This is a genomic window from Allokutzneria oryzae (assembly GCF_042429765.1).
Taxonomy (GTDB): domain Bacteria; phylum Actinomycetota; class Actinomycetes; order Mycobacteriales; family Pseudonocardiaceae; genus Allokutzneria; species Allokutzneria oryzae.
The window spans coordinates 85,205-110,067 of record NZ_JBHLZU010000009.1 but is presented as its reverse complement, the minus strand read 5'-3'; the positions used below and the strand labels follow the sequence as shown (position 1 = coordinate 110,067).

20 protein-coding genes are annotated in these 24,863 nt (G+C 70.3%); 5 read left to right on the top strand and 15 right to left on the bottom strand.

The features are described 5' to 3' along the window. The first annotated feature begins 26 nt into the window (after positions 1–26). The gene (locus ACFFQA_RS10405; protein ID WP_377851550.1) at positions 27–2,513 is read left to right on the top strand and encodes a DNA gyrase/topoisomerase IV subunit A; all 2,487 of its coding nucleotides are present in this window, start codon (positions 27–29) and stop codon (positions 2,511–2,513) included. A gap of 163 nt (positions 2,514–2,676) precedes the next feature. Then, positions 2,677–3,450 carry a VOC family protein gene (locus tag ACFFQA_RS10400; protein ID WP_377851549.1) on the top strand — a complete coding sequence of 258 codons (774 nt, stop codon included), beginning with the start codon at positions 2,677–2,679 and terminating at the stop codon, positions 3,448–3,450. Positions 3,451–3,930: 480 nt separating this feature from the next. Here the strand turns inward: ACFFQA_RS10400 and ACFFQA_RS10395 are convergent, their stop codons facing one another. From ACFFQA_RS10395 to ACFFQA_RS10385, 3 genes are all read right to left on the bottom strand, one after another. Beyond that, on the bottom strand, positions 3,931–5,112 hold the full coding sequence (locus tag ACFFQA_RS10395; protein WP_377851548.1) for an RNA polymerase sigma factor: 1,182 nt from the start codon (positions 5,110–5,112) through the stop codon (positions 3,931–3,933). Between the two features lie 74 nt (positions 5,113–5,186). Continuing rightward, positions 5,187–5,342, bottom strand: coding sequence for a hypothetical protein (locus ACFFQA_RS10390; protein WP_377851547.1), 156 nt, complete (start codon positions 5,340–5,342; stop codon positions 5,187–5,189). Positions 5,343–5,391: 49 nt separating this feature from the next. Further along, positions 5,392–5,832 (bottom strand): protein-tyrosine phosphatase family protein, encoded by a 441-nt coding sequence (locus ACFFQA_RS10385; protein WP_377851546.1) that lies wholly within the window; start codon positions 5,830–5,832, stop codon positions 5,392–5,394. Positions 5,833–6,280: 448 nt separating this feature from the next. On the opposite strand from ACFFQA_RS10385, the gene ACFFQA_RS10380 reads away from it, so the two are divergent. Both ACFFQA_RS10380 and ACFFQA_RS10375 read left to right on the top strand, forming a co-directional pair. Next, on the top strand, positions 6,281–7,087 hold the full coding sequence (locus tag ACFFQA_RS10380) for a DUF5937 family protein (protein WP_377851545.1): 807 nt from the start codon (positions 6,281–6,283) through the stop codon (positions 7,085–7,087). Beyond that, positions 7,084–8,379, top strand: coding sequence for an aminotransferase-like domain-containing protein (locus tag ACFFQA_RS10375; protein WP_377851544.1), 1,296 nt, complete (start codon positions 7,084–7,086; stop codon positions 8,377–8,379). Before ACFFQA_RS10380 ends, ACFFQA_RS10375 begins: the two co-directional genes overlap by 4 nt. A gap of 6 nt (positions 8,380–8,385) precedes the next feature. Here ACFFQA_RS10375 and ACFFQA_RS10370 read toward each other — a convergent pair whose 3' ends face one another. Further along, complete coding sequence (locus ACFFQA_RS10370; RefSeq protein WP_377851543.1) at positions 8,386–9,459, bottom strand: hypothetical protein; 1,074 nt, start codon at positions 9,457–9,459, stop codon at positions 8,386–8,388. A 443-nt stretch (positions 9,460–9,902) separates the two neighbouring features. Between ACFFQA_RS10370 and ACFFQA_RS10365 the strand changes: the two genes are divergently transcribed. Beyond that, on the top strand, positions 9,903–11,675 hold the full coding sequence (locus ACFFQA_RS10365; protein ID WP_377851542.1) for a lantibiotic dehydratase: 1,773 nt from the start codon (positions 9,903–9,905) through the stop codon (positions 11,673–11,675). A gap of 17 nt (positions 11,676–11,692) precedes the next feature. On the opposite strand, the gene ACFFQA_RS10360 is transcribed toward ACFFQA_RS10365, so the two are convergent. The 11 genes from ACFFQA_RS10360 to ACFFQA_RS10310 are packed head-to-tail and all read right to left on the bottom strand — an operon-like array spanning position 11,693 to position 24,660. Then, entirely contained in the window at positions 11,693–12,925 is a 1,233-nt protein-coding gene (locus ACFFQA_RS10360; protein WP_377851541.1) for an amidohydrolase family protein, read from the bottom strand. A 4-nt stretch (positions 12,926–12,929) separates the two neighbouring features. After that, a complete protein-coding gene (locus ACFFQA_RS10355; protein WP_377851540.1) occupies positions 12,930–14,132 on the bottom strand; it encodes a cytochrome P450 in 1,203 nt (400 codons plus the stop codon). 12 nt (positions 14,133–14,144) lie between these two features. Beyond that, entirely contained in the window at positions 14,145–15,044 is a 900-nt protein-coding gene (locus ACFFQA_RS10350; RefSeq protein ID WP_377851539.1) for a hypothetical protein, read from the bottom strand. Then, positions 15,023–15,637 (bottom strand): nitroreductase family protein, encoded by a 615-nt coding sequence (locus ACFFQA_RS10345; RefSeq protein ID WP_377851538.1) that lies wholly within the window; start codon positions 15,635–15,637, stop codon positions 15,023–15,025. The genes ACFFQA_RS10350 and ACFFQA_RS10345 overlap by 22 nt, the downstream gene beginning before the upstream one ends. 12 nt (positions 15,638–15,649) lie before the next feature. After that, positions 15,650–16,606, bottom strand: a complete 957-nt coding sequence (locus ACFFQA_RS10340) for a ScbA/BarX family gamma-butyrolactone biosynthesis protein (protein WP_377851537.1) — start codon at positions 16,604–16,606, stop codon at positions 15,650–15,652. Continuing rightward, positions 16,603–17,490 (bottom strand): nucleoside-diphosphate kinase, encoded by an 888-nt coding sequence (locus ACFFQA_RS10335; protein ID WP_377851536.1) that lies wholly within the window; start codon positions 17,488–17,490, stop codon positions 16,603–16,605. Before ACFFQA_RS10335 ends, ACFFQA_RS10340 begins: the two co-directional genes overlap by 4 nt. Further along, positions 17,490–18,554: an SDR family oxidoreductase gene (locus ACFFQA_RS10330; RefSeq protein WP_377851535.1), complete on the bottom strand. Its 1,065-nt coding sequence runs from the start codon at positions 18,552–18,554 to the stop codon at positions 17,490–17,492. Before ACFFQA_RS10330 ends, ACFFQA_RS10335 begins: the two co-directional genes overlap by 1 nt. Continuing rightward, the gene (locus tag ACFFQA_RS10325; RefSeq protein ID WP_377851534.1) at positions 18,551–18,787 is read right to left on the bottom strand and encodes an acyl carrier protein; all 237 of its coding nucleotides are present in this window, start codon (positions 18,785–18,787) and stop codon (positions 18,551–18,553) included. Before ACFFQA_RS10325 ends, ACFFQA_RS10330 begins: the two co-directional genes overlap by 4 nt. Then, positions 18,784–20,394, bottom strand: a complete 1,611-nt coding sequence (locus tag ACFFQA_RS10320) for a hypothetical protein (protein WP_377851533.1) — start codon at positions 20,392–20,394, stop codon at positions 18,784–18,786. The genes ACFFQA_RS10325 and ACFFQA_RS10320 overlap by 4 nt, the downstream gene beginning before the upstream one ends. Continuing rightward, entirely contained in the window at positions 20,391–22,025 is a 1,635-nt protein-coding gene (locus tag ACFFQA_RS10315; protein ID WP_377851532.1) for an AMP-binding protein, read from the bottom strand. The genes ACFFQA_RS10320 and ACFFQA_RS10315 overlap by 4 nt, the downstream gene beginning before the upstream one ends. After that, positions 22,018–24,660, bottom strand: coding sequence for a phosphoenolpyruvate synthase (locus ACFFQA_RS10310; protein WP_377851531.1), 2,643 nt, complete (start codon positions 24,658–24,660; stop codon positions 22,018–22,020). Before ACFFQA_RS10310 ends, ACFFQA_RS10315 begins: the two co-directional genes overlap by 8 nt. Between the last annotated feature and the right edge of the window lie 203 nt (positions 24,661–24,863).

Sequence of the window (24,863 nt, the reverse complement as noted above, 5' to 3'; positions counted from 1 at the left end):
CAGAAGACCACGGAGAGCGCTGAGCTATGGCACGCCGCAAGGGCCCAACCACCAAGGTCGACCCCGCCGCGTTCGACCGGGCGGGTGCGAAAGTCTTCGACAACTCGGTGAAGACCGAGATCGAGGACTCGTACCTGGAGTACGCGTACTCGGTCATCCACGCCCGCGCCCTGCCCGACGCGCGGGACGGCCTCAAGCCGGTGCACCGCCGCATCCTGTTCTCGATGAACGAGCAGGGCTACCGGCCGACGCACGCCTACGTGAAGTCCTCCCGCGTCGTGGGGGACTGCATGGGCAAGTACCACCCGCACGGCGACACCGCGATCTACGACGCCATGGTGCGCCTGGCGCAGGACTTCTCGCTGAACACCCCGCTCATCGACGGGCACGGCAACTTCGGCTCGCCCGACGACGGCCCCGCCGCCAGCCGGTACACCGAGGCGCGGATGTCGCAGGAGGCGATGCTGCTGGTCGGCGAGCTCGGTGAGGACACCGTCGACTTCCGGCCGAACTACGACGGCTCGCTGGAGGAGCCGACGGTGCTGCCTGCGGCGTTCCCGAACCTGCTGGTCAACGGCACCTCGGGGATCGCGGTCGGCATGGCGACCAACATGATCCCGCACAACCTGGGCGAGGTCATCGCGGCGTCGCGGTGGCTGATCTCGCACCCGGACGCCTCGCTGGACAAGCTGATGGAGTTCGTTCCGGGGCCGGACCTGCCGACCGGCGGGACGCTGCTCGGGCTGGACGAGGTGCGCCGGGCGTACGAGACCGGGCGCGGCGTGGTGCGGATGCGGGCGAAGGTCGTGATCGGGCCGCTGGAGGGCAGCCGGGGGCGGCAGGCGATCACCGTGACCGAGCTGCCCTACGGCGTCGGGCCGGAGAAGATCATCGAGAAGATCACCGATGAGGTGAACAAGTCCAAGCGGCTCACCGGGATCGCCGACGTCAAGGACCTGACCGACCGGGAGAACGGCACCCGGCTGGTGATCGAGTGCAAGGTCGGGGTGAACCCGCAGGCCCTGCTGGCCGACCTGTACCGGCTGACGCCGATGGAGCAGTCCTTCGGCATCAACAACCTGGTGCTGGTGGACGGGCAGCCGCAGACGTTGGGGCTCAAGGGTTTGCTGGAGGTCTTCCTCTCCCACCGCTACGAGGTGGTGCGCAGGCGGACCTCGTTCCGCAAGCGCAAGCGCGAGGAGCGGCTGCACCTGGTCGAGGGCCTGCTGACGGCGCTGCTGGACATCGACAAGGTGATCAAGCTGATCCGCGGCAGCGAGAACGCGCAGGAGGCCAAGGACGGCCTGATGCGGCGGTTCAAGCTCTCCGAGATCCAGGCCGCCTACATCCTGGACACCCCGCTGCGCCGGTTGACCAAGTACGACAAGGTCGAGCTGGAGACCGAGCAGAACCGGCTGCGCGCGGACATCGCCGACCTCTCGCGCATCCTGGACAACGAGGCGGTGCTGAAGAAGCTGGTCTCCGCGGAGCTGGCGAAGGTCGCCAGCGAGCTGGCCACCGAGCGGCGCACCTCGCTGATCGACGGCGACCTCAAGGAGGTGCTGGCGGCGTCGCGGGAGTCCGGTCCGCTGGAGGTGGCCGACGACCCGTGCCAGGTGATCCTGTCCGCGACCGGCCTGGTCGCCAGGACCGCGGCGGAGTCCGAGGAGGCCACGGAGGCGCGCAGGCGCAAGGGCCGGGTCAAGCACGACGCCGTGTCCGCGGTGGTGCACTCCACCGCGCGCGGCCAGGTCCTGCTGGTGACCAACAAGGGCCGGGCCTACAAGATCGAGGTGCTGCCGCTGCCGGTGCTGCCGGAGCAGGTCGGCACGGTCTCGCTCAGCGGGGGCATGGCCGCCCGCGAGCTGGTCCCGCTGGAGAAGGGCGAGAAGGTCATCGGCATCGCGCCGCTGGGCGAGCGCAGCGAGGGCTCGCCGGGTCTCGCCATCGGCACCCGGCAGGGCGTGGTCAAGGTGTGCGCGCCGGAGTGGCCGGTCCGCTCGGACGAGTTCGAGATCATCAGCCTCAAGGACGGCGACGAGGTGGTCGGCGCGACCTGGCTGACCGACGGGGAGGAGACGCTGACCTTCGTCTCCTCCGACTCCTCGCTGCTGCGCTACTCGGCCTCGCTGGTCCGCCCGCAGGGCCTCAAGGGCAGCGGCATGGCGGGCATCAACCTCGGTGCCGACGCGCACGTGCTGTTCTTCGGCGCTGTCCGCACCAATGACGACGAGCACGGCGAGCCGATGGTGGTCACCGCGACCGGGCAGACCGCCAAGGTGACGCCGTTCTCGGAGTACCCGGCCAAGGGCCGCGCGACCGGCGGCGTCCGTTCGCACCGCTTCCTCAAGGGGGAGAAGGCGCTGTTCGTGGCCTGGGTGGGGCCGCGTCCGGCAGGCTCGTCGGACAACGGCTCCGCGGTGGACCTGCCCGACGTGGACATGCGCCGCGACGGTTCCGGCTCCCCGCACCCGGGTCCCGACGTGGTCGGCCACCTGATCGAACGGGGCTAGGTCCCGCTGCTGGGGCCACCGATCCCGCTCCGGCGGGGTCGGTGGCCCTCGCCCTGTCCGGACCCTTCGACTGGCTCGTGACCCAGGTCACATCAGATGGTGTCGATGAGGTCCGTCCGGCTTCGACGTCCCCGGCGAACCACGATCCGAACCGGAGGACGTCATGACCACTCTCGGCAGCATCCTGCTCGGCAGCTCCGACCCGCGGCGGTTGCGTGACTGGTACCGCGCGGCGTTCGGCGCCGAACCCAACGAAGACGGCTTCATCACCTACGGCGGTGTCGCGGTGCTCATCGACGGGCGCGACGACGTCGCCGCCACCACGGCGGAGCCCGGCCGCGTGATCCTGAACTTCCACGTCGAGGACGCCCGCGCCGTCACCGCGCACCTGGACGAGATCGGCGTGGACTGGCTGGTGCCGCTGGAGGACCGCGGCCCCGGGTTGTTCGCGACCCTGGCCGACCCGGACGGCAACTACGTCCAGGTCATCCAGATGAGCGAGGAGTACCAGGTCTCGCGCGGGCACAAGCAGCCGCGGAGCCTGCACAACGCCGCCCCCTTCAGCGGCTTCGCCGTCGACGACGTGCCCGCGGCGAAGGCGTTCTACTCCGAGGTGCTCGGCCTGAGGGTCACCGAGCACAGCGGCATGCTCAACCTGCACATCGACAGCCCCGGAGCAGTGCTCGCCCCCACAAGCGGGTCATCGGCTGTGTTGGTCTACCCGAAGGAGAAGCACACGCCCGCCGAGTTCACCGTGCTCAACTTCCCGGTGGCCGACATCGACGCGGCCGTGGACGAGCTGGTGCGGCGCGGAGTCACCTTCCTGCGCTACGAGGGCCTTCCCGCCGACGAGAAAGGCATCCTCCGCTCCGGAGGCCCGCAGATCGCGTGGTTCACCGACCCGGCGGGCAACGTGCTGTCCGTGCTCCAGACCTAGCCGCCCGTCCCGCAAGTCCCCCCATCCCCCGAGATGACACCACCCCCATGCCCCCCGCCCTCCCGCTCCCCATACCCCCCGCCCTTACCCCGCCGCCCCATACCCCCGCCCCTCGCATCCCCCACCCCCCGCCCCTCCGTACTCCCGCCCCCCGTGCGCGCGTGCGCTGGCTGGCGTGGTCGAGGTTTCGCGTTTTGTAGGCTTATTGCGCAAGAGAGCGCTCCCATTTCGCATTAAGGCTACAAAACGCGAGATGAGGGGCGTGTGGGTGAGGGCGTCAGGGGGGGCGAGGGGGGTGGCGAGGGGGGTGGCGAGGGGGCGTTAGGGGGGTGGTGAGGTGGTGTTACCGCTTGTGGGATGTGGTCGGCTGGTGTGCGTTCGGGATGGGTCTCGGTGGTGTGTAGTCACATTCTGTGAAATGTGAGCGCTCTTATTTACTCTGGGTGTGCGGAGTGCTCGCCGAGGGCTTCCTGGAAAGGGCTAGTGCCGCTCCAGTCGGGCGGCCCGGGAATTGAGGTAGCGGCGTTCCGGGTCGCTCGTGGTGAGTTCGGCGGCGGTGCGATAGCAGGCGTGTGCGGCTTCGTTGTCGCCGAGCTGTTCCAGCAGGTGCGCGCGCACGGCGCTGAGGCGGTGGTGCCGGGCGGTTCGCGGGTCCTCGTCGAGGGGTTCGAGCAGGTCCAGGCCCGCCCGTGCGCCATCGACCATGGCGACGGCCACCGCCCGGTTGAGCGTGACCATCGGGTTGTCGGAGAAGCGCTCCAGCAGCCCGTACAGCTCGACGATCTGCGGCCAGTCCGTCTCCTCGGTGCTCGCCGCCTCCGCGTGCACGGCGGCGATGGCGGCCTGCACCTGGTACGGGCCGATCACGTTGGCCTGCAAGGACTCCGTGATGAGTGCGGTCCCCTCGTAGATGAGCTCGCGGTTCCACAGCAGCCGGTCCTGTTCGGCCAGCGGGACGAGGGTGCCGTCGGGGCGGGTGCGGGCCGGTCGCCGCGCGTCGGTGAGCAGCATCAGCGCCAGCAGGCCGGTCACCTCGCCGTTGCCCGGGAGCAGCCGGTGCAGCTCGCGGGTCAGCCGGATGGCTTCGGCGGTGAGGTCGGTGCGGCTGAGCCGGGCTCCGCCGGAGGCGGTGTGGCCCTCGGTGAAGACGAGGTAGAGCACGCCGAGGACGGGGTCGATCTCGTCGGTCATGCGGAACTCCGTGCCCCTGACCCGCTGCTTGGCGCGACTGATGCGTTGTGCCATCGTCGTTTCGGGCGTCATGAAGGCGTGCGCGATCTCCGCCGTCGTGAGCCCGCCGACCGCGCGCAGGGTCAGTGCCACCCGCGAGACCTGGCTCAGCGACGGGTGACAGCACAGGAACAGCAACCGCAACGTGTCATCGTCGTGCGCAACCTCTTCTGTGGCAAGGGGTTCTTCGAGAGCGACCACAGTGGACTCACGCTTGCGTCGCGCTTCGTCCTGCCGGAGCAGATCGACCAATCGCCGTGATGCCACGGTGATCAGCCACGCGCGCGGGTTCTCCGGGACCCCGTCCACGGGCCACTGGGTCGCGGCGGCGAGCAGCGCCTCCTGCACCGCGTCCTCGGCCGTGTCGAAGTGCCCGTAGCGGCGCACCAGCGCGCCGAGGACCTGCGGGGTGAGTTCGCGCAGCTGCTCCACGGCTGGATCGTGCTCGCATGGCGGCGGCCCCGCAACCACTGGTCACGGGGCCGTGCAAGGGATTGCGGCCTTGGTCAGTACCAGTGCGCCCGGCCGCCGATCTTCCGTCCGGTGCCACCGACCACGGCCAGCACCAGTCCGATCACGAGTAGCGCGATGCCGATCTGCCAGAGGATCGAGAGGTTGGCGAGGAAGCCGATGACGAGGAGTAAGGCTCCGAGGGTGATCAAGGTTCAACTCCCTGAGTCGGTCGTGCCCTTGGGGTTGCCGGTGAGATGATCAGCCAAACCCACGCTGCCGCTTGGCGAACCAGGAAACCCACGCCACCGGCCACGCGGTCTCCAGGGCACGCTCGCGGTAGATCGCCCGGACGAAGGAGACCGCGTCGGCCGGGCTGAGACCGCCCGATGTGGCCAGGCAGGCGAGCACGGTCCCGGTGCGCCCTGTTCCGCCGTAGCAGGCGACTTCGACGCTCTCGCCGTCTCGCGCCCGCTGGTGCAGGGCGGTGCTCCAGTCGCGAGGCAGCAGGAAGTCCGGCCAGCGGACCCAGTCCCGTTGCCAGCCCAGGTCGCCGTCGTAGCGCCGCCGCAGCCGCGTGGACCCGAGGTAGAGCCCGAACGCCGGGGCGGGGCCGGTGGGCCGGGGCTGGCCGAGGCCGCGCCCGCGAACCACGAGGCCGTCCGGCAGGCGCAGCAGGCCCGGCGGGGAGAGGGCGGTCATCCGCCCGTCCTCGCGCGGGGTTCCAGGGCCGACCTTTCGGCCTCCGCCGAGATCATCCGGAGATCTCACTTCTCCGCGAAAAGGGGTCAGAGAAAAGGAAAGGTTCTGACCCCTGGGTAGAAAACCGATTCACGTTCCCATTGTTTTCATTGTATTGGTTATGTATGTCCCCCTGCTTCACTGTCGCGGCCGACCATTCTGATGACTTGAGGTGGACTTGATGCTTCGACTTCGACTGAGCGCTCGGACGCTGCAGTCGGTCAGCTTTTCCGCTGGCCCGCTGCCCATGGTCGAGGTTTTTGGCGCTCTTCACCGTATTCGTAGAATTGCCCGGAATTCGGACAAGGCGCTCTACGAGTGGAGTTTGCCCGCTGTAGCCATGCCCCTTTTCGACCTTTTCACCGCGCGTGGTGAGGTCCCGGGGTTCCTGTTGTCCTCCCGTCCCGACATGGCAGCCGCCCTCGCCGAGGTCGGCTCCACCCCGCCCTCGCGCATCCGCGCCGACCTGCTCGCCGTCTTCGCGGGCGAGCCGGCCAGCCAGTGGGTGCGCGAGCTCGCCAGCGGCTGCCCGCGCGCCAGGGCCGGACTGCTGGCCGCCCTCAACGCCGCCTACCGCACGCTGGTCGAGGCGCGCTGGCGGGAGATCGAGTCCGCCGTCCAGTCCGACCTCGCGCAGCGCGGGCACGTGCTGCTGCGGATGGGGCTGGCCGAGGTGCTCGCCACCCTGCCCGGCACGGTGCGGCACCGGGACCAGATCCTGGAGGTCGACTCGCCGGTGGAGCGGCTGCTCACCGTCGAGGGCGGCCTGCGCTTCGCCCCCTCGCTGCTGATGACCCACCCGCTGGTGCTCGCCGCGCCGCCCGGTGAGGTGCCCACCGTGGTCTACCCGGCCGCGCCCGCGCCGGTGCGCTCCAGCAAGACCAGCCAGGACGTGCTCTCGGTCGTGCTCGGCGCCAGCCGGGCGGAGGTGCTGCGCGCCTCGGTCCAGCCGCGCGGCACCACCGAACTCGCCCAGTACGCGGGCGTCAGCCTGTCCTCGGCCTCCGAGCACGCCACCGCGCTGCGCAACGCCGGGCTGATCATGACCGCGCGCGCGGGCCGCAAGGTCCGGCACACCGCGACCGCGCTGGGCATGTCGCTGGTCGCCGCGTGCGACCCCGCGCAGGACCGGCAGGTCGCCTCCGGCTCGGTCGAGCTGCTCGCCACGATGCCCGACCCGGTGCGCCGCGTGCCCGCCACCGGAAGGACCAGGTGATACTCGGCGACCTGCACGGCCGCCCCGGCGACGCCTCGCCGGAGCCGACGGCCTTCCTCGACGAGGTCGCCGCGCGGTACCCCGACGCGGTGTCCTTCGCATCCGGGCGTCCGGCCGAACGACACTTCGACCTGGACGCGGTGCACCGGTACCTGCGCCGATTCGAGCGCTACCTCGCCGACGAGCGCGGGTACACCGACGAGGAGATCCGCAGGACGCTGTGCCAGTACGGCCGCGTCAAGGGCGTCATGCACGAGCTGGTCGCCCGGCACCTCTGGCAGGACGTGCGCGTCGAGGCCGACCCGGAGGCCGTCGTGGTCACCGCGGGCTGCCAGGAGGCGATCTTCCTCGTGCTGCGTGCGTTGCGGGCCGACGACCGCGACGTGGCGCTGGCGGTGTCACCGACGCACGCGGGGTTCACCGGCGCGGCCCGGCTGGTCGACATGCCGGTGCTGCCGGTCGCCGCTGGGACTGCCGGTGTGGACCTGGACGAGCTCGCCGCGCAGGTGCGCGCCGCGCGGCGGGACGGCCTGCGCCCACGGGTGTGCCACGTGATGCCGGACTTCGCCAACCCCTCCGGCGCGAGCATGGACCTGGCGACGCGTCAGGCTTTGCTCGACCTCGCCGAGCGCGAGGACATCCTGCTGCTGGAGGACGACCCGTACGGCTTGTTCCACAGTGGAGGGACGAAGGCGCCCGCGCTCAAGGCGCTGGACACCCGCGCCAGGGTGGTCTACCTCGGCTCCTTCTCCGCCACCGTGCTGCCCGGTGCGCGGGTCGGGTACGTGCTGGCCGACCAGCCCGTCGCGGGCGGCTCTTTCGCCGACCGGCTCGCGGAGATCAAGAGCATGGTCACGGTGAACACCTCGCCGATCGCGCAGGCGGTGGTCGGCGGCAAGCTGCTCGAACACGGGTGCAGCCTGGAGCTGGCCACCACCGGGGAACGCCAGACCTACCAGCGCAACCTGTACCAGCTCGTCGACGGCCTGCACGCGCGCTTCGCCGACGACCCGGACATCACCTGGAACACCCCCGCCGGTGGCTTCTTCCTGGTGATGACCGTGCCGTTCGAGGTCGACGACGAGCTGCTGGAGTACTCCGCGCGCGAGCACGGCGTGCTCTGGACGCCGATGCGCCACTTCTACGGCGACGGCGGCGGGAACCGGCAGCTGCGCCTGTCCTTCAGCGGCGTGGACAGCAGGGGGATCGAGATCGGCCTGGACCGCCTCGCCGCGTTCCTCACCGACCCGGCCGTGCGGCTGGGACGTCCCGCTTCGCTGCTGCCGGGATAGCGAGTCCTATGTGGACGCTCCGGGCGCGCGCAGCCGTTCCCGGAGCAGGAGCAACCGGTCCCTTGCGGAGTCCAGCTCGGTGACGGGGAAACCGGCGGCGATCTCCGGTGCCAGCGGCTCCAGCGCCTCCCGCACGGCGGGGGAGAACACCACGTCGGTCCCGTCGAGCACGACGCCGTCCCGGAGCCCGTCGAGCCGGTTCCTGCGCACCGCGTCGGCCTCGGTGATCCCGGTGGGCAGGTCCAGGGTCAACCGCCCGCCTGAGGTGATCGCCACCGGGTACCCGCCGGGGAGGCCGAACGGGCCGGGAACGCTGATGCGCAGGTACTCCCCGGACAGCAGGCCGGTGACCAGCGAGGCCGCCGCGTGCCCGGTGACCGCGTTGAGCTCCTTGCGGTCGAAGGTCCGGAACGCCGCCAGCCGCGCCCCGACATCGGTGATCGGCCGGTCGCCGAGCCAGGCCAACGCCTCGTCGGCCGGGTTCGAGGGCGCGGTGAGGTGCACGTGGTGGGCGAGCACCCGCAGTGGCCGCTCCTGGGACACCGTGGGCGCCAGCGCCGCCGCCAAGGACATCACGTTGCCGATCCCGCAGAACACCGGCAGACCGAGCGCGGCGACCACCTGGTTCACCACGTCCGGGAAACAGGCGTTGACGACCAGGGTGTCCGGGCTCCTGCGCGCGACCGCCCCGGCCAGTTCGACCGCGAGCGACGCCTGGAGGGGCAGGGTGAGGCCGAAACCGCCGCGCCGCACCAGCTCCGACCACGCGGACGGGGCGGTCATCCGCTCCCACGGCGACTGGTAGGAGGCGCAGTTGACGAGCAGTCGCGGCCGCGTCCGCGCCACCTCGGCGTCGATGCCGCTGACGTCTTCGGTGTCCTCAGTGGACACTTCGAAGCGGGCAGCCGATCCGCTCAGCCGCGCCCTGATGGCGGCGATGCCCGCCACCTCGGCCGCCTTGTCCTTGTTCCGGGCCAGCACCCGCACCGTCATCGGGACGTCGGTGCCGGCCGCGAGCGACCAGCACAGGTTCCTGGCGAGCGACCCGCTCCCGGCAACGATGATCGAGGGTGTGCTCATGGGCACCCCAGCCAGCTCGCACGCACTCCTCGATCCTTTCCCGGACAAGGGCGGCACTTCGCGTCCCCGAACACCGTAACCGCACGTCGGAGGGCTGGGAAGGCCGCTGAAAAGGCCCGCAACCAAGTCTTCGGTCAGGATCGAAACGGTGGACACAAGATCCTGACCTGGATCTACTGGCCCCGAGTCGGCTGTGAGCGGGGTGCGGAACGCGTTGGGGGCAGGAACCGAGATGGCAACCCCGGACACCCGTGCCGCGATCGGGGGAACCTCCCCGCGGGCCCGGCCGCACTCCAGCACGGCGGCCTGCCGCCGGCCCGGCGCGCCCGACGCCGTGCGGCACACCGCCGGTTTGTCCGCAAAGGACTTCAGGGACCGCGTCCTCCGGCGCGGGGTTTCGGCATGTCTGCGGGTGTGACCAGGAATCGTGGAGGTGGCTGCCGGTGATCGCTGGGCAGGTCGGTGGCGGTTGGGGCGTGCGGCGTCCGGCGTTGTTGCGCGCCGCGGGGTTCCCCGTCAACGGGGACCACGGTGGCCTCGGCGCGTTCAGCAGTCCCGACTGCGCGGAGGTGGTCGACGGCCACCTCGCGGGCCGGGTGAGCGAGGAGCTCGCGGTGAAGGCGTTCGAGGAGGCCGCGGCCAACTGCGCGCGCGCCGCTTACGGTGTCGCCACCGACCCGCGCTTCCGGGAAGCCCTGATGTGGCAGAACCCGTTGGTGCGCCGAGCGCTCGACAACGTTGTCGAGTCCGGAGTGGACGGTGTGCGCAACCGTGCCTACCGGCGGGACGCGGAGCTGCTCACTCGCTACTGGCAGCGGTACTGCGCCAAGACCGAGTTGATCGGCCTTGCCGGTCCGGTGTGCTGGACGGAGTTCCGGGACATGCCAGAGCGCGTCGTGGCTCAACCCGGCGAGAACCTGGTCCGCGACCGCAAGGTGCGCTTCGAGCACCAGGTGCTGGCCGCGTATGCGGAGACTCTGGCCGAGAACGCCGCATTGCGAGGGAAACTGCCGGTGGACCACACCGCCGAGTCCGTTCTGCACACCGCCGTGCACGCCCTCGGCGGCGAAGCACTGGCCGGGTGGAACCGCCTCGACGAGGCACGCAAGTGTGTCGAGCTGGCAGTAGGCGACGCGGACGCGGTGTCCGCCGCACTCGACGAGCTGGACACGGTTGTGGAGCAAGTCACCCAGCAGCCGACCGGGGGACACATCGCGTCCTATGAGGACACTGTCCGCGACCTCGACATCGCCTTCGGCACCGCGATCCTGGACGACCTTGCCACGCCGCTGCACGTGATCGGACGGATCGCCCGGTGGCTGACCGCGGCGCTGGCCGAGTCGGTCATGGCCAGGATGCGCGAGCTGTACGACGGCCTTGCCGGAGACTCACCCTCGGTACCGTTGGCGCAGCTGTGGCACATCGCTTCGGATGACGGGCACCCGGGTGTTGCCGAGGACTTCTCGTCACGATGGGCAGAGTTGTTCACGCGCCCTGAGGACGCCCTGTCCCGTTTGGACGAGCTGTTCCCCGCTGACCAGCCGGGTTGGTCGGGCGCTCGCCTGCACGGCGTGGGCCTGCACCTGTGCGCGGAGAGCGCGGAGCGGCTGAACGCGGGTGACTACTTCGCGGTGCTCGGCGAGATCGACATCGCCTGCCCGGAACTCGACAAGGGCAACGACTGCGTGCCGTCGCCGTTGCCCGACGGACTCACGGTCGGGCCGGACCTCGTCGTGCGCACGCCCGAAGGGACGGTGCGACCGCTGCTCGACGTGCTCTCGGAGCTTCTGGCGCAGCGCGCGACCGACTTGGTCAAGACCGCCGAAGTCGCCCCGCACACACCGAGGATCACCGTGGAGCGCATGGTGATCAGCCGCGAGACCTGGCGCACGACGGTCGGGGACACCGGCCTCGCCGACGTCGTCGGGCCACGGGAGCGGTACTTCGCCGTGCGACGGTGGCGCGCGGCACTCGGCTTGCCGGAGCGAGTCTTCGTCACGGTCGCGGGCGAGACGAAGCCCATGTACGTGGACCTCACCAGCCCGGTCTTCACCTCGATTCTGTGCACCGCGCTCCGGGCAGCCCAGAACCAGAGCACGCGGGTGACTATCACCGAGCAGCTGCCCGAACCGGGGCACGCGTGGGTTCCGGACGCGCAGGGCGGGCGCTACGTGTCCGAACTGCGCGTCCAGCTCAGCGACGGTGACCCCCAGTGACCTAAACGGTCGGCCGGTCACGTGTTGCTGGTAGCCCTGCTGTTCCGGGTGCACCGGACACCGCGTCGCCACACTCCGGCGATGTCACGGGTGGCCAGGATGTCGCGGGTGGGGTCGCCGTTGACCAGCACCAGGTCGGCGCGCAGGCCCATTCCGATCCTGCCCCGGTCGTGGAGGCCGAAGTGCTTGGCGGGCAGGGACGTCGCGGCTGCCAACGCCTCGGTGGGGGTGAAGCCCGATGCGACGAACAGCTCCAGCTCGCGGTGGATCGCGGCACCGTGCACCACGGGGCAGGCGCGGAACGGCGCGTTGTTGGCGTCGGTGCCGACCAGCACCGTGACACCCGCTTCGTGTAGGCGGCGCATGCTGGCGAGCACCTTCTCCATCGACGAACCCGGCGGTGGTTCCTCCACCGCGAGCCCTTCCGTGCCGTCGCGCAAAGCCTCGTGCGCCGCGGGTGGGAGGAAGTCCGCGATGCGCGGATCGTCCACAAGGGAGCGTCCCCGGTTCGGCTCCACCGCGAACTCGGCGATCGCCAGTGTCGGGATCACCGCTTGACCCCGTGCCGCCGCCGCGCTGACGGCCTCGGCCGACATCGTCTCGTCGAGCGGCAGGTGGGTCGCCATGTCCAGCCCCGCCTCCAAGGCAAGCTCCATCGTGCGGGCGTCCGACACGTGTGCCACTGTGCTCAACCCCGCCTCACGAGCGGCATGACCGAGCGCGCGCAGCGTCGGCACGTCGAACAGCGGCACCGACATGCCGTGGTTGGCACCGTCGTCCAGGTGCACCTTGATGCAGCCGGAGCCCTCGGCGACTCGGGCGGCGACGAACGCGGCAGCGTGCTCCGGACCGTCCACTGTGGGCAACAGGCCTGGCAGCATGAGCGCGGGCCTGCTCCCCGGAGGGCAGGCGAGCATCCCCGCCGTGACCATCTCCGCCACGTCGTCGCGCTCCCTGGACTCCGCCAGCAGCGCCGCGGTGGCGTCCGGCGGGAACGAGAACAGGTCCACCTCGGTGGTCACGCCGAAGGCCAGTGCCAGCCCCAGGTTCTCCACCGAGCCGAACACGTGGGTGTGCGCGTCGACGAGACCGGGCAGCAGGGTCCGCCCGGCCCCGTCGACCACCTCGTCCGCGCCTCCGGTCACTCCGCCGACCCGGGCGATCACGCCGTCCTCGACGAGGACCGAGTCGTGCTCGGAGATCGCGGTGCCGTCGAAGATCCGGACGTTGTGGATGGAGGTCCTCACCACGCCGTCACCACCCCACCGGGAGCGTGAACGGACCGCGCACGATCATGCCCTTGCGCCACTGGATCTCCTCCTCCGGAACGGCCAGGGAAAGACCGGGGAACCGCCGCACGATCGCGCCGAGGGCCTCCTGGAGCTCCATGCGGGCCAGGCGGGCGCCGAGGCAGTAGTGCACTCCGGCGCCGAAGCTCAGGTGCGGGTTGTCCTCGCGCTCCAGGTCGAGCTCGTCCGGGTGCGCGAAGACGGCGAGGTCGCGGTTGGCGGAGAGACTGGAGACGAACACCGCATCGCCCTCACGGATGGTCACACCGCCCATCTCCACGTCCTCGACGGCGATGCGCCCGTAGGAGCCGCCGACGTCCAGCGGGACGTAGCGCAGCATCTCCTCCACCGCCCTCGGCACCCGGGACGGGTCCGCGCACAGCGCCGCGTACTTCTCCGGCCGCTGGAGCAGCAGGTAGGTGAAGTTGGTGATCTCCATGGCGGTGGTCTCGTGCCCGGTCACCAGCAGCGTGATCGCCATCGCGACGAGCTCGCCCTCGCTGAGCCGCTCCCCGTCGTCGTGCGCCCGCACGAGCGCGCTCAGCAGGTCGCCCTTCGGGTCGGCGCGGCGCTTGGCGATCAGCGCCATGAAGTACTCGTACATGGCGTGCTGCGCGGCCACCATCGCCTCGACGTCGAACTGGGTGGTGGCCATCTGCGCGTCCGACCAGTGCCGGAACTGCTCGCGGTCGGCGTAGGGCACGCCCAGCAGCTCGCAGATCACCATCACCGGCAGCGGAAGCGACAGGTGCTCGACCAGGTCGGCCGGCTGCCCGGTGGAGACCATGCCGTCCAGCATCGAGGCAACCGTCTCCCGCACCCACGGGCGCATGGCCTCGACGCGGCCGGTGGTGAACTCCTTGGTCACCAGCTTGCGCAGCCTGGTGTGCTCGGGCGGGTCCATCCACATCACCAGCTCGGGGATCGGCGGGATCGGCTGGATGCTGGGGATGCCCCTGCTCACCGCCGCGGCCCGGCTGAACCGCGCGTCGGTGAGCACGGTCTTGACGTCCTCGTGGCGGGTGATCAGCCAGCCGTCACCGCCGAAGGGCAGGGTGATCCGGGAGACCGGCTCCTCCGCGCGCAGCTGGGCGAAGAACGGGTCGATGTCGAAGCGGTCCGGTGTGCTGAACGGGAACGTCCGGGCCGGGGAGTCCATTGTGGTCATCGGAGAACCTGCCTAGATGGCTTGGAGGATCAGGGAGACGTAGCTGGCGAGCACGAACGCCATCGCGGGCGCGAGCGGCCACGACGGGCGCTTGCCGACGAGGAAACGCCATGCGCCCAGTGCGGGGAGCGCGAGCGTCAGGTACGGCAGCCAGGCCACCGCCGACGCGGACTCCCAGGGGCGGAACACCACGAGCGCGAGGACCCCGGAGCCGAACCCGAGCCCCAGCGCCGTTGCCGCGCTGCCGATCGGGCCGAGGACGGCGGAGTACATCCGCTCGCCGATGTCGTTGTGCCACTTGGTCTTCCTGGCGAACTCGAAGTGCAGGAAGACGCAGGCGAAGATCAGCAGCAGCGGGACCGCGCGCCAGTCGGCGACGATCGTGCCGGAGCTGACCAGCGAGACGTAGAGGTAGCCGCTGAGCAGCAGCTGCACCGGATAGGTCACGAACAGGTTCACGATCAGCCCGTCGCGGACGCGGTGCGACCAGCGCTCAAGGGCCACGAGGAACAGGCCGTAGCCGAGGTCGGCCAGCACCGAGAGCACCGACGCCACCGACACGAAGGCGTTCAGCCCCGCGACGACCACGGCGATCACGACCATCGCGCCGCGCAGCTCGGCGGCGGTGATCGCGCCCGTCACCAGCGGCCGGTCCGGGTTGTGCACGCGGTCGTACTCAAGGTCCTTCTGCTCGTCCACCATGCGCATGAACAGCAGGACCAGCACGACGCTGACCACACGCACGGTGGTGCCCCCGTCGGGAACCCAGTCCCGGTTGGAGATCAGTACCGCCGAGCCCTCCAACGCGAGCACCCACAGCACCGCGTAGGTCGCGTAGACGTGCGGGCGGAACATGCGCAGCACGAAACGGCCAAGCCGGGCAGGGGTGTTCAGGACCGCCACGTGTTCCACGACATCACCTCCCCGAGCGGGCGGCGCGGACCGGCGTGGAACCCGTCGTTCGCCATGTGCGCCAGGGGAATCATCGCGACCTGGGTGACCTCGTCGAACGGGATTCCCAGTAGCTCGGCCACTTCGCGCTCGCGGGCGAGGTGCACGGTTGTCAACGTCGTGCCGAGGTCACGGCTGCGGGCTGCCAGCATGAAGCTCCACAGGGCCGGGTACGCCGAGCCGTAGAAGCTGGAGCGCTTCGCCGCCGGCTCGGAACCGGTGAGCCTGCCGTGCATGCACCCGAGCACGAGCACCGGCACGTCCTGCAGCCGGTCGGCGAGGTACTGCGCGGAGGCGGTCATCCCGCTGCGGGCCACCTCGTCCGACAGGGTCGTGCGGTAGGCGGCGAACGCGGCCCGGTAGTGCTCGGCAATGCCCGCCTTCAGCTCCGGCGAGTCGATGACGAGGAAGCGCCAGTCCTGCCGGTTCGCGCCGTTGGGGGCGTGCAGCGCCAGCCGCAGGCACTCCTCGACCAGCCCACGTGCCACCGGACGGGTCAGGTCCAGGCGGCGGCGCACCGACCGGGTCGTCGTCGCCACCTCGTCGAAGTCCACGCCCACGTCGCCTCAGCCCCGCACCGGCCGCGCTGCCGTCGGCCGGTCGGCCATCGCCAGCGTCACCTGGGCCTCGGCGACCGTGCGGCCCGCCTGCCGCACCGCGCACCTGACCTCGACGTCGTCGCCCGCCGAGACGATCGCGCTCTCGCACTCGGAGGGCAGGTCCAGCTCAGCGAATCCGACGAACCTCGCCGTCATCCCGGTCAGCCTGCCGAAGCCCGCCGTGGTGATCGCCAGCTGCCGGAACGCCTCCAGCTGGAGCATCCCGGGAACGTGGTCCAGCGGGTGGTCGAACAGCGCGGGATGCGCGGTGTCCACCACCAGCGACGCCGTACGACCGCTGGTCGTGGCGCGCGGCGGCGAGATCACCACGTTGGCCGGGTTCAGTCTGTCCACAGTGGCCGGATTCGCCCTCGTCGGCAGCGGTCGTGCCTGCGGCTCGAAGAGCAGTCCGAGCTCCGCGCGGTTCCCCGCCCGCATCGCCTGCCACTTCTCGGCGGGCACCCACGAGTACGACATCTGCACCGTCATCGCGGCTTCGCCGTTGACCAGGACTGTGACCAGCATGCGCAGCCCTGTCACAGCGCTCTCGCGGTTCTTGAAGCGCCGCAACACCGAACAGCGCAGCACGGAGTTCGTCGGCACCGGCAGCACCGCCAGTCCGGTGTGGTCGACGACCTCCATCTCGGCGTCGCGCAGGATGAAGTGGTTCCCTTGTGGTGCCTCGAAGTACTCGTGCGCCACGTAGATGCATGCCTGCCTGGCCGCCTCCACGTAGAGCACCGGGTCGTAATGCGTCGGCAGGCTGAGCCTGTCCCCGTACAGGGAGTGGGTTCGAGGGACCTGGCTCCCCACGTCGAAGGTGTCGGCATCGACACGGACGGCCGAAGTCAGGAACACCTCGCACAGGCTGGCGCGGTGCACCATGGCGCGGGGGACGGTCTGGTTGAAGTCGAGTGTCGTCATGAGTCACATCCGCCTGTAAGCCACGCCTCGACCGAGCTGGCGTCGAGAACTGGGGAGAACTGCTTGCGTTTCATGGGAAGGACGTGCGAACCGACGATCACCAGGTCCCACGGGTCAACCTGGGCGCCGTCCCGCCGGACCGCGTCGAGCAGCTCGCGGGGATCGGTTCCCGGGGTCGCGCCGACGGAGTCGGCCAGCCGGGCAAGCGCCGGTTCGAGCGCGAGGTCCTTCGGCCTGCTCTCGCGGTAGAGGTGCTCGGCCAGCTCGCGGGCACGGTCGCTGCGGTCCGCCCCGGCCAGAGCGGAGGCGAAGACCGCGGCCCGCTCGTCGTGTCCGAAGTAGACACCCAACTCGCGCAGCACGTCGGCGGGCTCATCAGGCGTGTGCACCAGGTTCAGCAGGTAGCTGTACCGGCCCAGCTCGTAGCGGAGCTGTCCCGGAACCCGCGCGGCCGGATCGGTCGGCCCCTTGCGGTCGGTGAGCAGAACCGACGCGGGCACCTTGTCCTCATCGGCGCGCACCACGAGCACGAGCGAGTCCGACGCGGCGGTCAGCATTCCCGCCAGCCACCGCCGCTCCGGCGTAGCCAGGTTCCACTGGAAGTACCACAGGCCGCGCACGACGTGCCGGGTGAGCGTGACCCGTTCGGCCGCAACGATCCGGAAGCCGTTGGACGGCAACCACTCCACGGTCTGGAGAAGCTGACGTGCCGCGACCGCGTCTGGCTTGAGCAGCAGGACCGCGTGCCGGTAGGCGAAGTCCTCGACGTCGGTCAGCTCGGCCAGCTGCTCCACGCTTTCGAGGTAGTACGTGTCCGCGCCGAACAGTTCACGCTTGGCCGGATCGCGGCTCAGCTCCGATGAGAGCAGTTCCCCGTGCGCCATCACGAACCACCGTCCAAACCGGACAGGACCTCTGTCACGCTCGGCAGCGGTGCGCCGAGGTAGCCGACCTTGAGGCAGTGGTCGAGCAGCCTGCGGAGATATGCCGGGCCGCCGGAGGGTGCCTTGCGGCGTCGGAACGCGTCCGTGGTGCTGGTGTCGAAGTGGACCCGTCGCTGGAAGTAGCTCTCGTACAGGGAAGCCACGCGCTCGTAGTACATCCGCTCGGCCATCGGCAGCCGCTGGGCGTCGAAGCTCGACGGTGGGACGAACCGGGGCACCCCGAAGGACGGGTACTCAGCGAGTACGTCGGAGAAGTCGCGCAGCGTCAACGCTTTCCCGACGGCGTGGAAGGTCTTGCCCTCCGCCTCGCTGAAGCGCTCCGCGACCTCCACGGTCAAGTCCGCGACGTAGTCGACCGGAACGAGGTCCAGGTTGGCGTCGTAGTGCCCGGGGATGGAACGGACCTTGCCCTCAGTGGTGAGCTTCAGGACCACGTACAGGTTCTTGAAGTCCCGGACCACACCGGTCCGTTCGGCTCCGACGACGATGCTCGGGCGGACGACCGCCGCTGCCAGACCGTCCGCGCGGGCCTTGTGCACCAAGGTCTCCGCCTGGAGCTTGCTCTCCTCGTAGGCGTTGGCGAAGCGCTGGCCGACGTCGAGGTCCGACTCCAGCGCGACACCGTCCCGCTCGCCGCAGACGTAGGCCGTGCCGACGTGGACCAGGGGAACGCCGAGACCGGCCGCGAGCTCGACGACGTTGGTGGTCCCGTCGACGTTGACCGACTGGTAGACCGCCTTCGAGCGACCGAAGTCCGTGATCGCCGCGCAGTGCACCACCTTGTCCACTGTGGACGCGATCCTGGCGGGCAGGCCGAGTCGCGGCTTGGTGACGTCGCCGGGGACCAGGGTGACGTCGGCCGAGCACAGCGCTGCTCCGCTGTTCCTGTGGAGGACCTGCTGCCGGTGGACCAGCGCGAGCACCTTGTGCCCGGACTTCACCAGCCGCGCGACGACCTCGGAGCCGACCAGCCCGGCGGCCCCGGTGACCAGGATCGTGCTCATGCCGCCACCCCCTCGACCAGCCGGGTCACGTCGGCGACCGTGGTCACCGTCGCGGCCCGCTCGAAGTCCACCGGGGGCAACCCGAAGTGCTTCTCCAGCGCCATGGTCAGCTCCATCAGCCGCAGCGAGTCGTACCCCAGGTCCGCGGTCAGCCTGCTCTCGGCGGTGACCGCGACGCCCTGGTTCGGTGCCATCGCCGCGACGACCCGCGCGACCTCGGTGTGTGCGTTCATGCCTTGCCTCCCGAGAGGTGGGGCTGCGCGCCACCGCTGGAGAGCAGGTCCTGCGCCTCGGTCAGCGGCAGGTCCGCGTCCAGGTACGCCCCGAGGCGCAGCCAGTCGTATCCGATGTCCAAAGTGGACCGCCATGTGTCTGCGGAGTCGAACGAGGACGGGAACAGCCCGGCCCCGGTCACCGCGCGCACCCCGGCGACGAAGGTGTCCAGCCGCTCCAGCGCGTCGGTGCCCTCCTCTGGCGACCCGACGCGGACCGACTCCAGCTCCCGTGCGGTGGTGGCCAGCGCGGTGCCTGGCAGGAGGTCGAGCCGCCGCACCAGGTCGTCGTCCGGCGGCAACGGGTTCACGCCGTACGCGCTGAGCAGGCTGCGCAGGCTGACCTGCACCATCCGCCGGGTGATCACCTCGGCCACCCGCCACTGCCCCCGGTCGAGCGCGCCGGTGAGGTCTTCCCTGGCGTTCTCGATGAGCACGTTCGACCACACCAGTGTCATCGCCGACGCGCTGAACCGCTTGGCGGGCAGAGGAAGCAGGTCGATCGCACCGGGGCCGGTCACCGGAGCCCCGCCCACCGTCACGGCGGGGGAGACGGCGCTCGGCGGTGGGGACAGCGGCCCCGCCGGGGCAGCCAGCGGCAGTGCGGGGACCAGCGTCCCCGCGCCGCGCCAGCTGAGCCGTACCAGGCCCGTCCGCAGGAACCGCGCGATCAGCTCTCCGGCCTCCGGGGTAGTGGCGACGTCGGCCAGCGGGCGGCCGAACACCACCGATCCCCACACCTTGGCGGCGTCGGCACCGAGGGCGAAGACGTCCTCCTTGCCGCGCACCACGTGAGTGCGCTCGCCGGTGCGCCAGGTCGTGACGCCGGGAACGCGCTCGACAGTCAGTCGCTCCGGCTGGTAACCGCACCCGGTGATCCCGATCCGCGCCGCGAACTCCACGCAGGAAGCGGGATCGGCGTCCGGGGAGGAGAGCAGCTCGAAGTAGCGGTCCCGCACAGGCTCCTCGCCCGCCCGGTCCAGCTGCAACGACAGCCACTTCGGTTCCAGGTAGGTCTCGCCCCTGCCCGCCGCCCAGGACTTGGCTCCCTGGGTGAGCCCGGCGCGCGCCCAGCTCCGCGCCTCCTCGTGCTGACCGAGCACCGTCAGCGCGCCCGCGTACCGGAGGCAGTGCCTGGCGCGGTGCGCCCACCACCGCCGCATGATGTCGCAGAAGGACTCGAACGGCAGCTGGTCCTTGACCTTGCCAATGAGGTCCCTGCGCCGCAACGGAAAGCTCCGCAGCATGCGCTGGCACCGGTTGAGCAGGTCCTCGTCCAGTTTGGACACCCGGTTGCCCGCCGTGATCACTCGGTCGAACTGCTCGCTGAGCTGCCGGACCGAGCGCGTGCGGACCTCGACCCTGCGGCCGTCGACGAACAGCAGCGACGGCATGGTGGGCAGCTCGGCGTCGCTGTCGGCGATGAGCAGGAAGTCGATGTCCGAAGAGGAGTTGCCGAACCCCTCAGCGATGGAGCCCTCCAGCACCACCGCGTACTCCGGACCGGCGTCGATCCGCTTCATCGTCTGGTCCAGCAGCGACTGGAGGTAGTCCTCGGTCAGGATCATCGCGCCACCCGTGCCCCGGTCAGTGCTCCGGCCTGGAACTGTTCCCACATGTGCCGTCTCTTCGGTTTGCCACTGGATGTCTTGCGGATGAGGCCGCTGCTGCCGATCACGATGCTGATCGCCACGTCCGGGCCCAGCTCGTTGCGCAGCACCGTCGACGCGTCGTCGATCCAGCCGCCGTCGGCAGCCTCAGCGAACAACGCGATGCCGCTCCGCGCTGTGCTGACCACGGCGAAGCGGCCACGGCGCATCCGTGTCGCCGCCGAGACCTTCGCCTCCAGGTCCTCCACGTAGACGCTGCGCCCACGGACCTTGAGGCTGTCGCCCATCCGGCCGAGCACGTAGAGCTGGCCCTCGTGGACGAATCCGGCGTCACCCGTGCGCACCGCGTCATCGACGAACCGTGTCGAGGCGTGCTCGTGACCGCCTCGGTAGCCGACCGCGACGGATGGGCCGTGGACCTCGATCTCGCCGAGGCGGCCCTCGTCGAGCACCGCGCCGTCTTCGTCCAGGATGCGCACGCCGGTGGCCCGACCGCAGCCGACCAGCCAACCGCCCTCGTCGTCCGACGTGGGGTCGCCGAGCCTGCGTTTCTGCTCCACCACAACGGTCTCACCGAACTTCAGCGAGGCGCTGTCAGGTCGGATGACCGGTGGTGCCTCGTCCGTGGTGTGCGCGCTCACCGCGAGTGTCGCCTCGGCGAGGCCGTACGCGGGGAGGTAGGCGGTCGGAGAGAACCCGGCGGGCGAGGCGAGTTCGGTGAAGCGTTCCAGTGCGTCCGGGTCGATCGGCTCCGCGCCGACGATCGCGCTCCGCCACCCGCTGAGGTCCAGTGTGGACAGTCGTTCTGGTCGGACGCGACGGGTGAGGTAGTCGAAGGCGAACGGGGGAGCGGCCGTGTGCTGGGCGAAGGTGAAGCACTCCAGCCAGCGTCCGGGGTCACGGATGAACTGCACCGGGCGCATCAGCCACAGGTCGCCCTGGCCGCACACGGGCGTCAGCAGGCAGCCGATCAGCCCCATGTCGTGGTAGAGCGGCAGCCAGGACGCGGTCTGGTCCCCGTCCCGCCAGTCGATCCAGCTCCGGATCAGCTCGATGTTGGCGGCGAGGTTCGCCCACGTGACCCGCACCCCACGCGGAGTACCGCTGGAGCCGGAGGTGAACTGCACCAGCGCCAGCTCCCCGGCGGGCTGGAGCTCGGCCTCCGTCTCGGACTCCCGGTGGAGCCACGGCTCCTGGGCCAAGTCCGCCTCGGACAGCGCGCGCCGGGCGAAGGACTCCAGCTCCGGCGAGGTGACCAGCAGCCGGGGCCGCGCCTGGGCCAAGATGCGGCCGACGTGTGCGACGTAGTCGTCCTCGCCGACGAACGCCGGTGGCGGGATGAGGCAGACCGCCGCCCCGGCGGCCCACACCGCGAAGAAGCCGGTGATGCAGGGGAATCCGGTCGGCATGAGCACGCAGACGACGTCACCGGGCCGGACTCCGTCCGCGATCAGCCCGGTGGCGGTGCGCTTGGCCGCGCTCGCCAGCTCGGCGTAGCCGAGGTGGTCCCAGCCACCGATGTCGTCGGCGAGGTGGACCCCTCGCCCGGGGTGCGGCTGGTCCAGCCAGCCGCGCAGGAGCTCACTCATCGTCGCCTCCCGGGGACAGGACGGTGATCGTTCCCGCGCCGCCGTCGAGCCGGATCCGCATTCCGGTCTCGATCTCCCTGGTGATGTTCTTGACCTGGACCACGGTCGGGATCCCCAGCTCCCGAGCCACGATCGCCACGTGCGTCAACGGGCTGCCGCGCTCGATCACCAGCGCCGACGCCGTGGGCAGCGTGGCCACCCAACCCGGATCGGTGCGGTAGGTCAGCAGGATCCCGCCGTCCACGTCACGCGGAGCGTCGGTCACCACGGCGCGGCCCTCGACGACCCCGGGGGAGGAGGGAGTTCCACGGAACTCCTTCTTGCCGCTGGGCCCCGTGTGCCGCGAGGACCACCCTGCCTGCTCCAGGTTGCCCGGCGTACCGAAGGTGGTGAACCGCGACGGGGCGACCAGCTTCGCGTCCTCGTCCTGTTGCTTGCGCCGCAGCGAAACGAGGTGCTTCAGCTCCGCGTGCGCGATGGTCCCCTCATAGGTGCCGCGCAGCTCTTCGAGGCGTAGGAAGAACACATCCCGCCAGTCGTCGAGCATGCCGTTGCGCGCCAGGTCGCGGCCCATCGCCCGCAACATCCGCTTCGCGGAGCCGAACGCACGCGTGCGGGCGAACCGCAGGCGCTCCCGGTCAGCGAGGCAGGTGCTGGTCTTGCGGCGCACGATCTCGTAGACCCACCGTCGCGGACCGCGCAGGTTCTTGTCCAAATAGGACTGAGCCTGCTCCGGCTGTGCGGTGCTGACCTCGGGCAGAGCCTCGCGCAGCATCACGTACAACGTCGCGGGTTCCTCGCGCAGGTCCGGCACTTCGAGCTTCAGCTCGTCCAGGCTGCGGTAGCCGTAGCGGGACACGTAGTCCTCGATCGCCGCGAGGAACTCGGTGTGCCCGGCGTCCGCCAACGCCTTGCCGGTCTCCTCCGGGGCGGTGTTCTCGACGATCTCCCGCAGCTCGGGGTCGGCCCGGACGGAAGCCGCGAGCGCGGCGAGCGCCCTGACCGGCTCCGCGGACTCCACAGTGGACCCCGGGTTGGCCACTGCCCAGTTGAACCACTCCGGCGCGTCCGGCAGCCAGCGCTTGGTCAGCAGGTAGAGGGTGCCGAACGAGAGCAGGATCGAGGCGTCCAGGGCCATCATCGGGCCCCACTTCTCGATCAGGTCCCGTTCCAGCGCCCGGAAGCGCCGGTAGACCTCCTCGCCCGGCAGCGCGTCGTAGTCGACGTTGTCGAAGACCTGGTACGCGTCGTAGAAGTACCGCAGGAAGCCGTCCACCGACCGGTGCATCCCCAGAAACCGCTTGGTGAAGCCGAAAGTGGTCCGTGCCCGGACGAGTGCGCGTGGAGTGTAGGGGTGCAGCGTCTCCGCCAGCTCGTCGTCGAGCGACTCCTCGACGCCGAGGGAGACCTCCAGCACCTTGCGGTTGAGCCGGTATCCGGGGGCCAGCCGCACCATCCGGTACCAGTGCAGCAGGTTGTAGTAGACCCGGCCGTGGAAGTGGCCGAGCATGGTGGGCAGCCACTCGTCCATCTGCCGCAGCTCGGCCGACGGCACCCCCAGCGCTATCGCGTAGTGCCGGTAGACCTTGCCGTAGACGCTGGAGGCGAAGCTGTAGGTCAGCGGCGAGACGATCCCGCTGAAGCTCTCGATGATGTTCGAGTTGTCCCAGATCCGGCGCTCGCCGGTGGGAACCTCCGCCAGCGGCGAGGTGATCGGCCTGCTCTGGAGGATCCAGAGCCGGCCAGCGGAGATGGCCCACTCGATGTCCTGCGGGCCGCCGAACAGCTCCGCGATCCGCCGACCAACAGCGTGCAGCCGCGTGATGTCCTCCTGCGACAGGGAAAGCGCCTCCCGGTCAGCGGGGTCCACCGCGCTGACCACGTAGCCGGAGGCGTCGGCCGAGGAGTGGTAACGCTCCTGTTTGTCGCCGATGACGGTCTCCACGACCGCGCCGTTGGCGGCGTCGACCAGCACCGTGTCGGCGTCCACCGCCCCGGAGACCAGGCCCTCTCCCAGCCCGTACGCGGAGCTGATCACGTACTGCCCGCGCGAGCCGGTGACCGGGTTCGCGGTGAACAGCACGCCGCTGCGCTCGGCGGGGACCATCGCCTGGATGATCACCGCGACGCCGTCGGCGCGCAGCGGGAGGCCGTTGCGCAGGCGGTAGTGCAGGGAGCGCTCGGAGAACGCCGACGCCCAGCAGCCCTTGACGCGCTCCTTCGCGTCGTCGGGGCCGATCACGTTGAGGTAGGAGGAGAACTGGCCCGCGAAGGAGAACTCCGCGCCGTCCTCCTCGGCCCCCGAGGACCGCACCGCGACCCGTTCCGCGCCCACGTCCCCCAGTGCGCGCTCGATCAGCTCGCCGACCTCCCCAGGAAGGTCGGCCCCCTCTATCAGCTCGGCGATCAGGCGTGCCTGTTCGCCGGCGTTGTCCAGGGCCGTCTCTGACAGCAGTGCGGTCAGCTCGCGGTCGAGCCCCCCGCCGCGCAGGAACGCGGCGAAGACGTCAAGCCCGAGCACGGACCACGCGGGAACGTCGACGCCCCCACGGGTCAGCTCGTGCAGGTTGCGAGCCTTCGCACCGGCGAGTCGACCCTTCTCCCCCGAGTAGGTTTCGCTCGTCAGTACGTGCATGAAATTGTTCCTCCGGTTGTGGTAATGCCGACGGGCGGCATTGTGTGCGACGGGCGCACGATTAGGAGGGGGTGAATACCGCACTCTTCGGGCTCCCCAGCCCGGTCGAGGCGATGGGAGAGGACGCTAGCAAAATGCCCAGGCCAGGGGTACCCCTATGTCGTGAAGGATGTCTGGTAGGGGTCCAGATGGGGCTTTTGACT

Coding starts and splice junctions, on each gene's coding strand:
- ACFFQA_RS10340 (WP_377851537.1), bottom strand. CDS start 16,606: ATGACGACACTCGACTTCAACCAGACCGTCCCCCGCGCCATGGTGCAC.
- ACFFQA_RS10330 (WP_377851535.1), bottom strand. CDS start 18,554: ATGAGCACGATCCTGGTCACCGGGGCCGCCGGGCTGGTCGGCTCCGAG.
- ACFFQA_RS10400 (WP_377851549.1), top strand. CDS start 2,677: ATGACCACTCTCGGCAGCATCCTGCTCGGCAGCTCCGACCCGCGGCGG.
- ACFFQA_RS10380 (WP_377851545.1), top strand. CDS start 6,281: ATGGCAGCCGCCCTCGCCGAGGTCGGCTCCACCCCGCCCTCGCGCATC.
- ACFFQA_RS10370 (WP_377851543.1), bottom strand. CDS start 9,459: ATGAGCACACCCTCGATCATCGTTGCCGGGAGCGGGTCGCTCGCCAGG.
- ACFFQA_RS10310 (WP_377851531.1), bottom strand. CDS start 24,660: ATGCACGTACTGACGAGCGAAACCTACTCGGGGGAGAAGGGTCGACTC.
- ACFFQA_RS10325 (WP_377851534.1), bottom strand. CDS start 18,787: ATGAACGCACACACCGAGGTCGCGCGGGTCGTCGCGGCGATGGCACCG.
- ACFFQA_RS10320 (WP_377851533.1), bottom strand. CDS start 20,394: ATGATCCTGACCGAGGACTACCTCCAGTCGCTGCTGGACCAGACGATG.
- ACFFQA_RS10315 (WP_377851532.1), bottom strand. CDS start 22,025: ATGAGTGAGCTCCTGCGCGGCTGGCTGGACCAGCCGCACCCCGGGCGA.
- ACFFQA_RS10335 (WP_377851536.1), bottom strand. CDS start 17,490: ATGGCGCACGGGGAACTGCTCTCATCGGAGCTGAGCCGCGATCCGGCC.
- ACFFQA_RS10385 (WP_377851546.1), bottom strand. CDS start 5,832: ATGACCGCCCTCTCCCCGCCGGGCCTGCTGCGCCTGCCGGACGGCCTC.
- ACFFQA_RS10355 (WP_377851540.1), bottom strand. CDS start 14,132: ATGACCACAATGGACTCCCCGGCCCGGACGTTCCCGTTCAGCACACCG.
- ACFFQA_RS10405 (WP_377851550.1), top strand. CDS start 27: ATGGCACGCCGCAAGGGCCCAACCACCAAGGTCGACCCCGCCGCGTTC.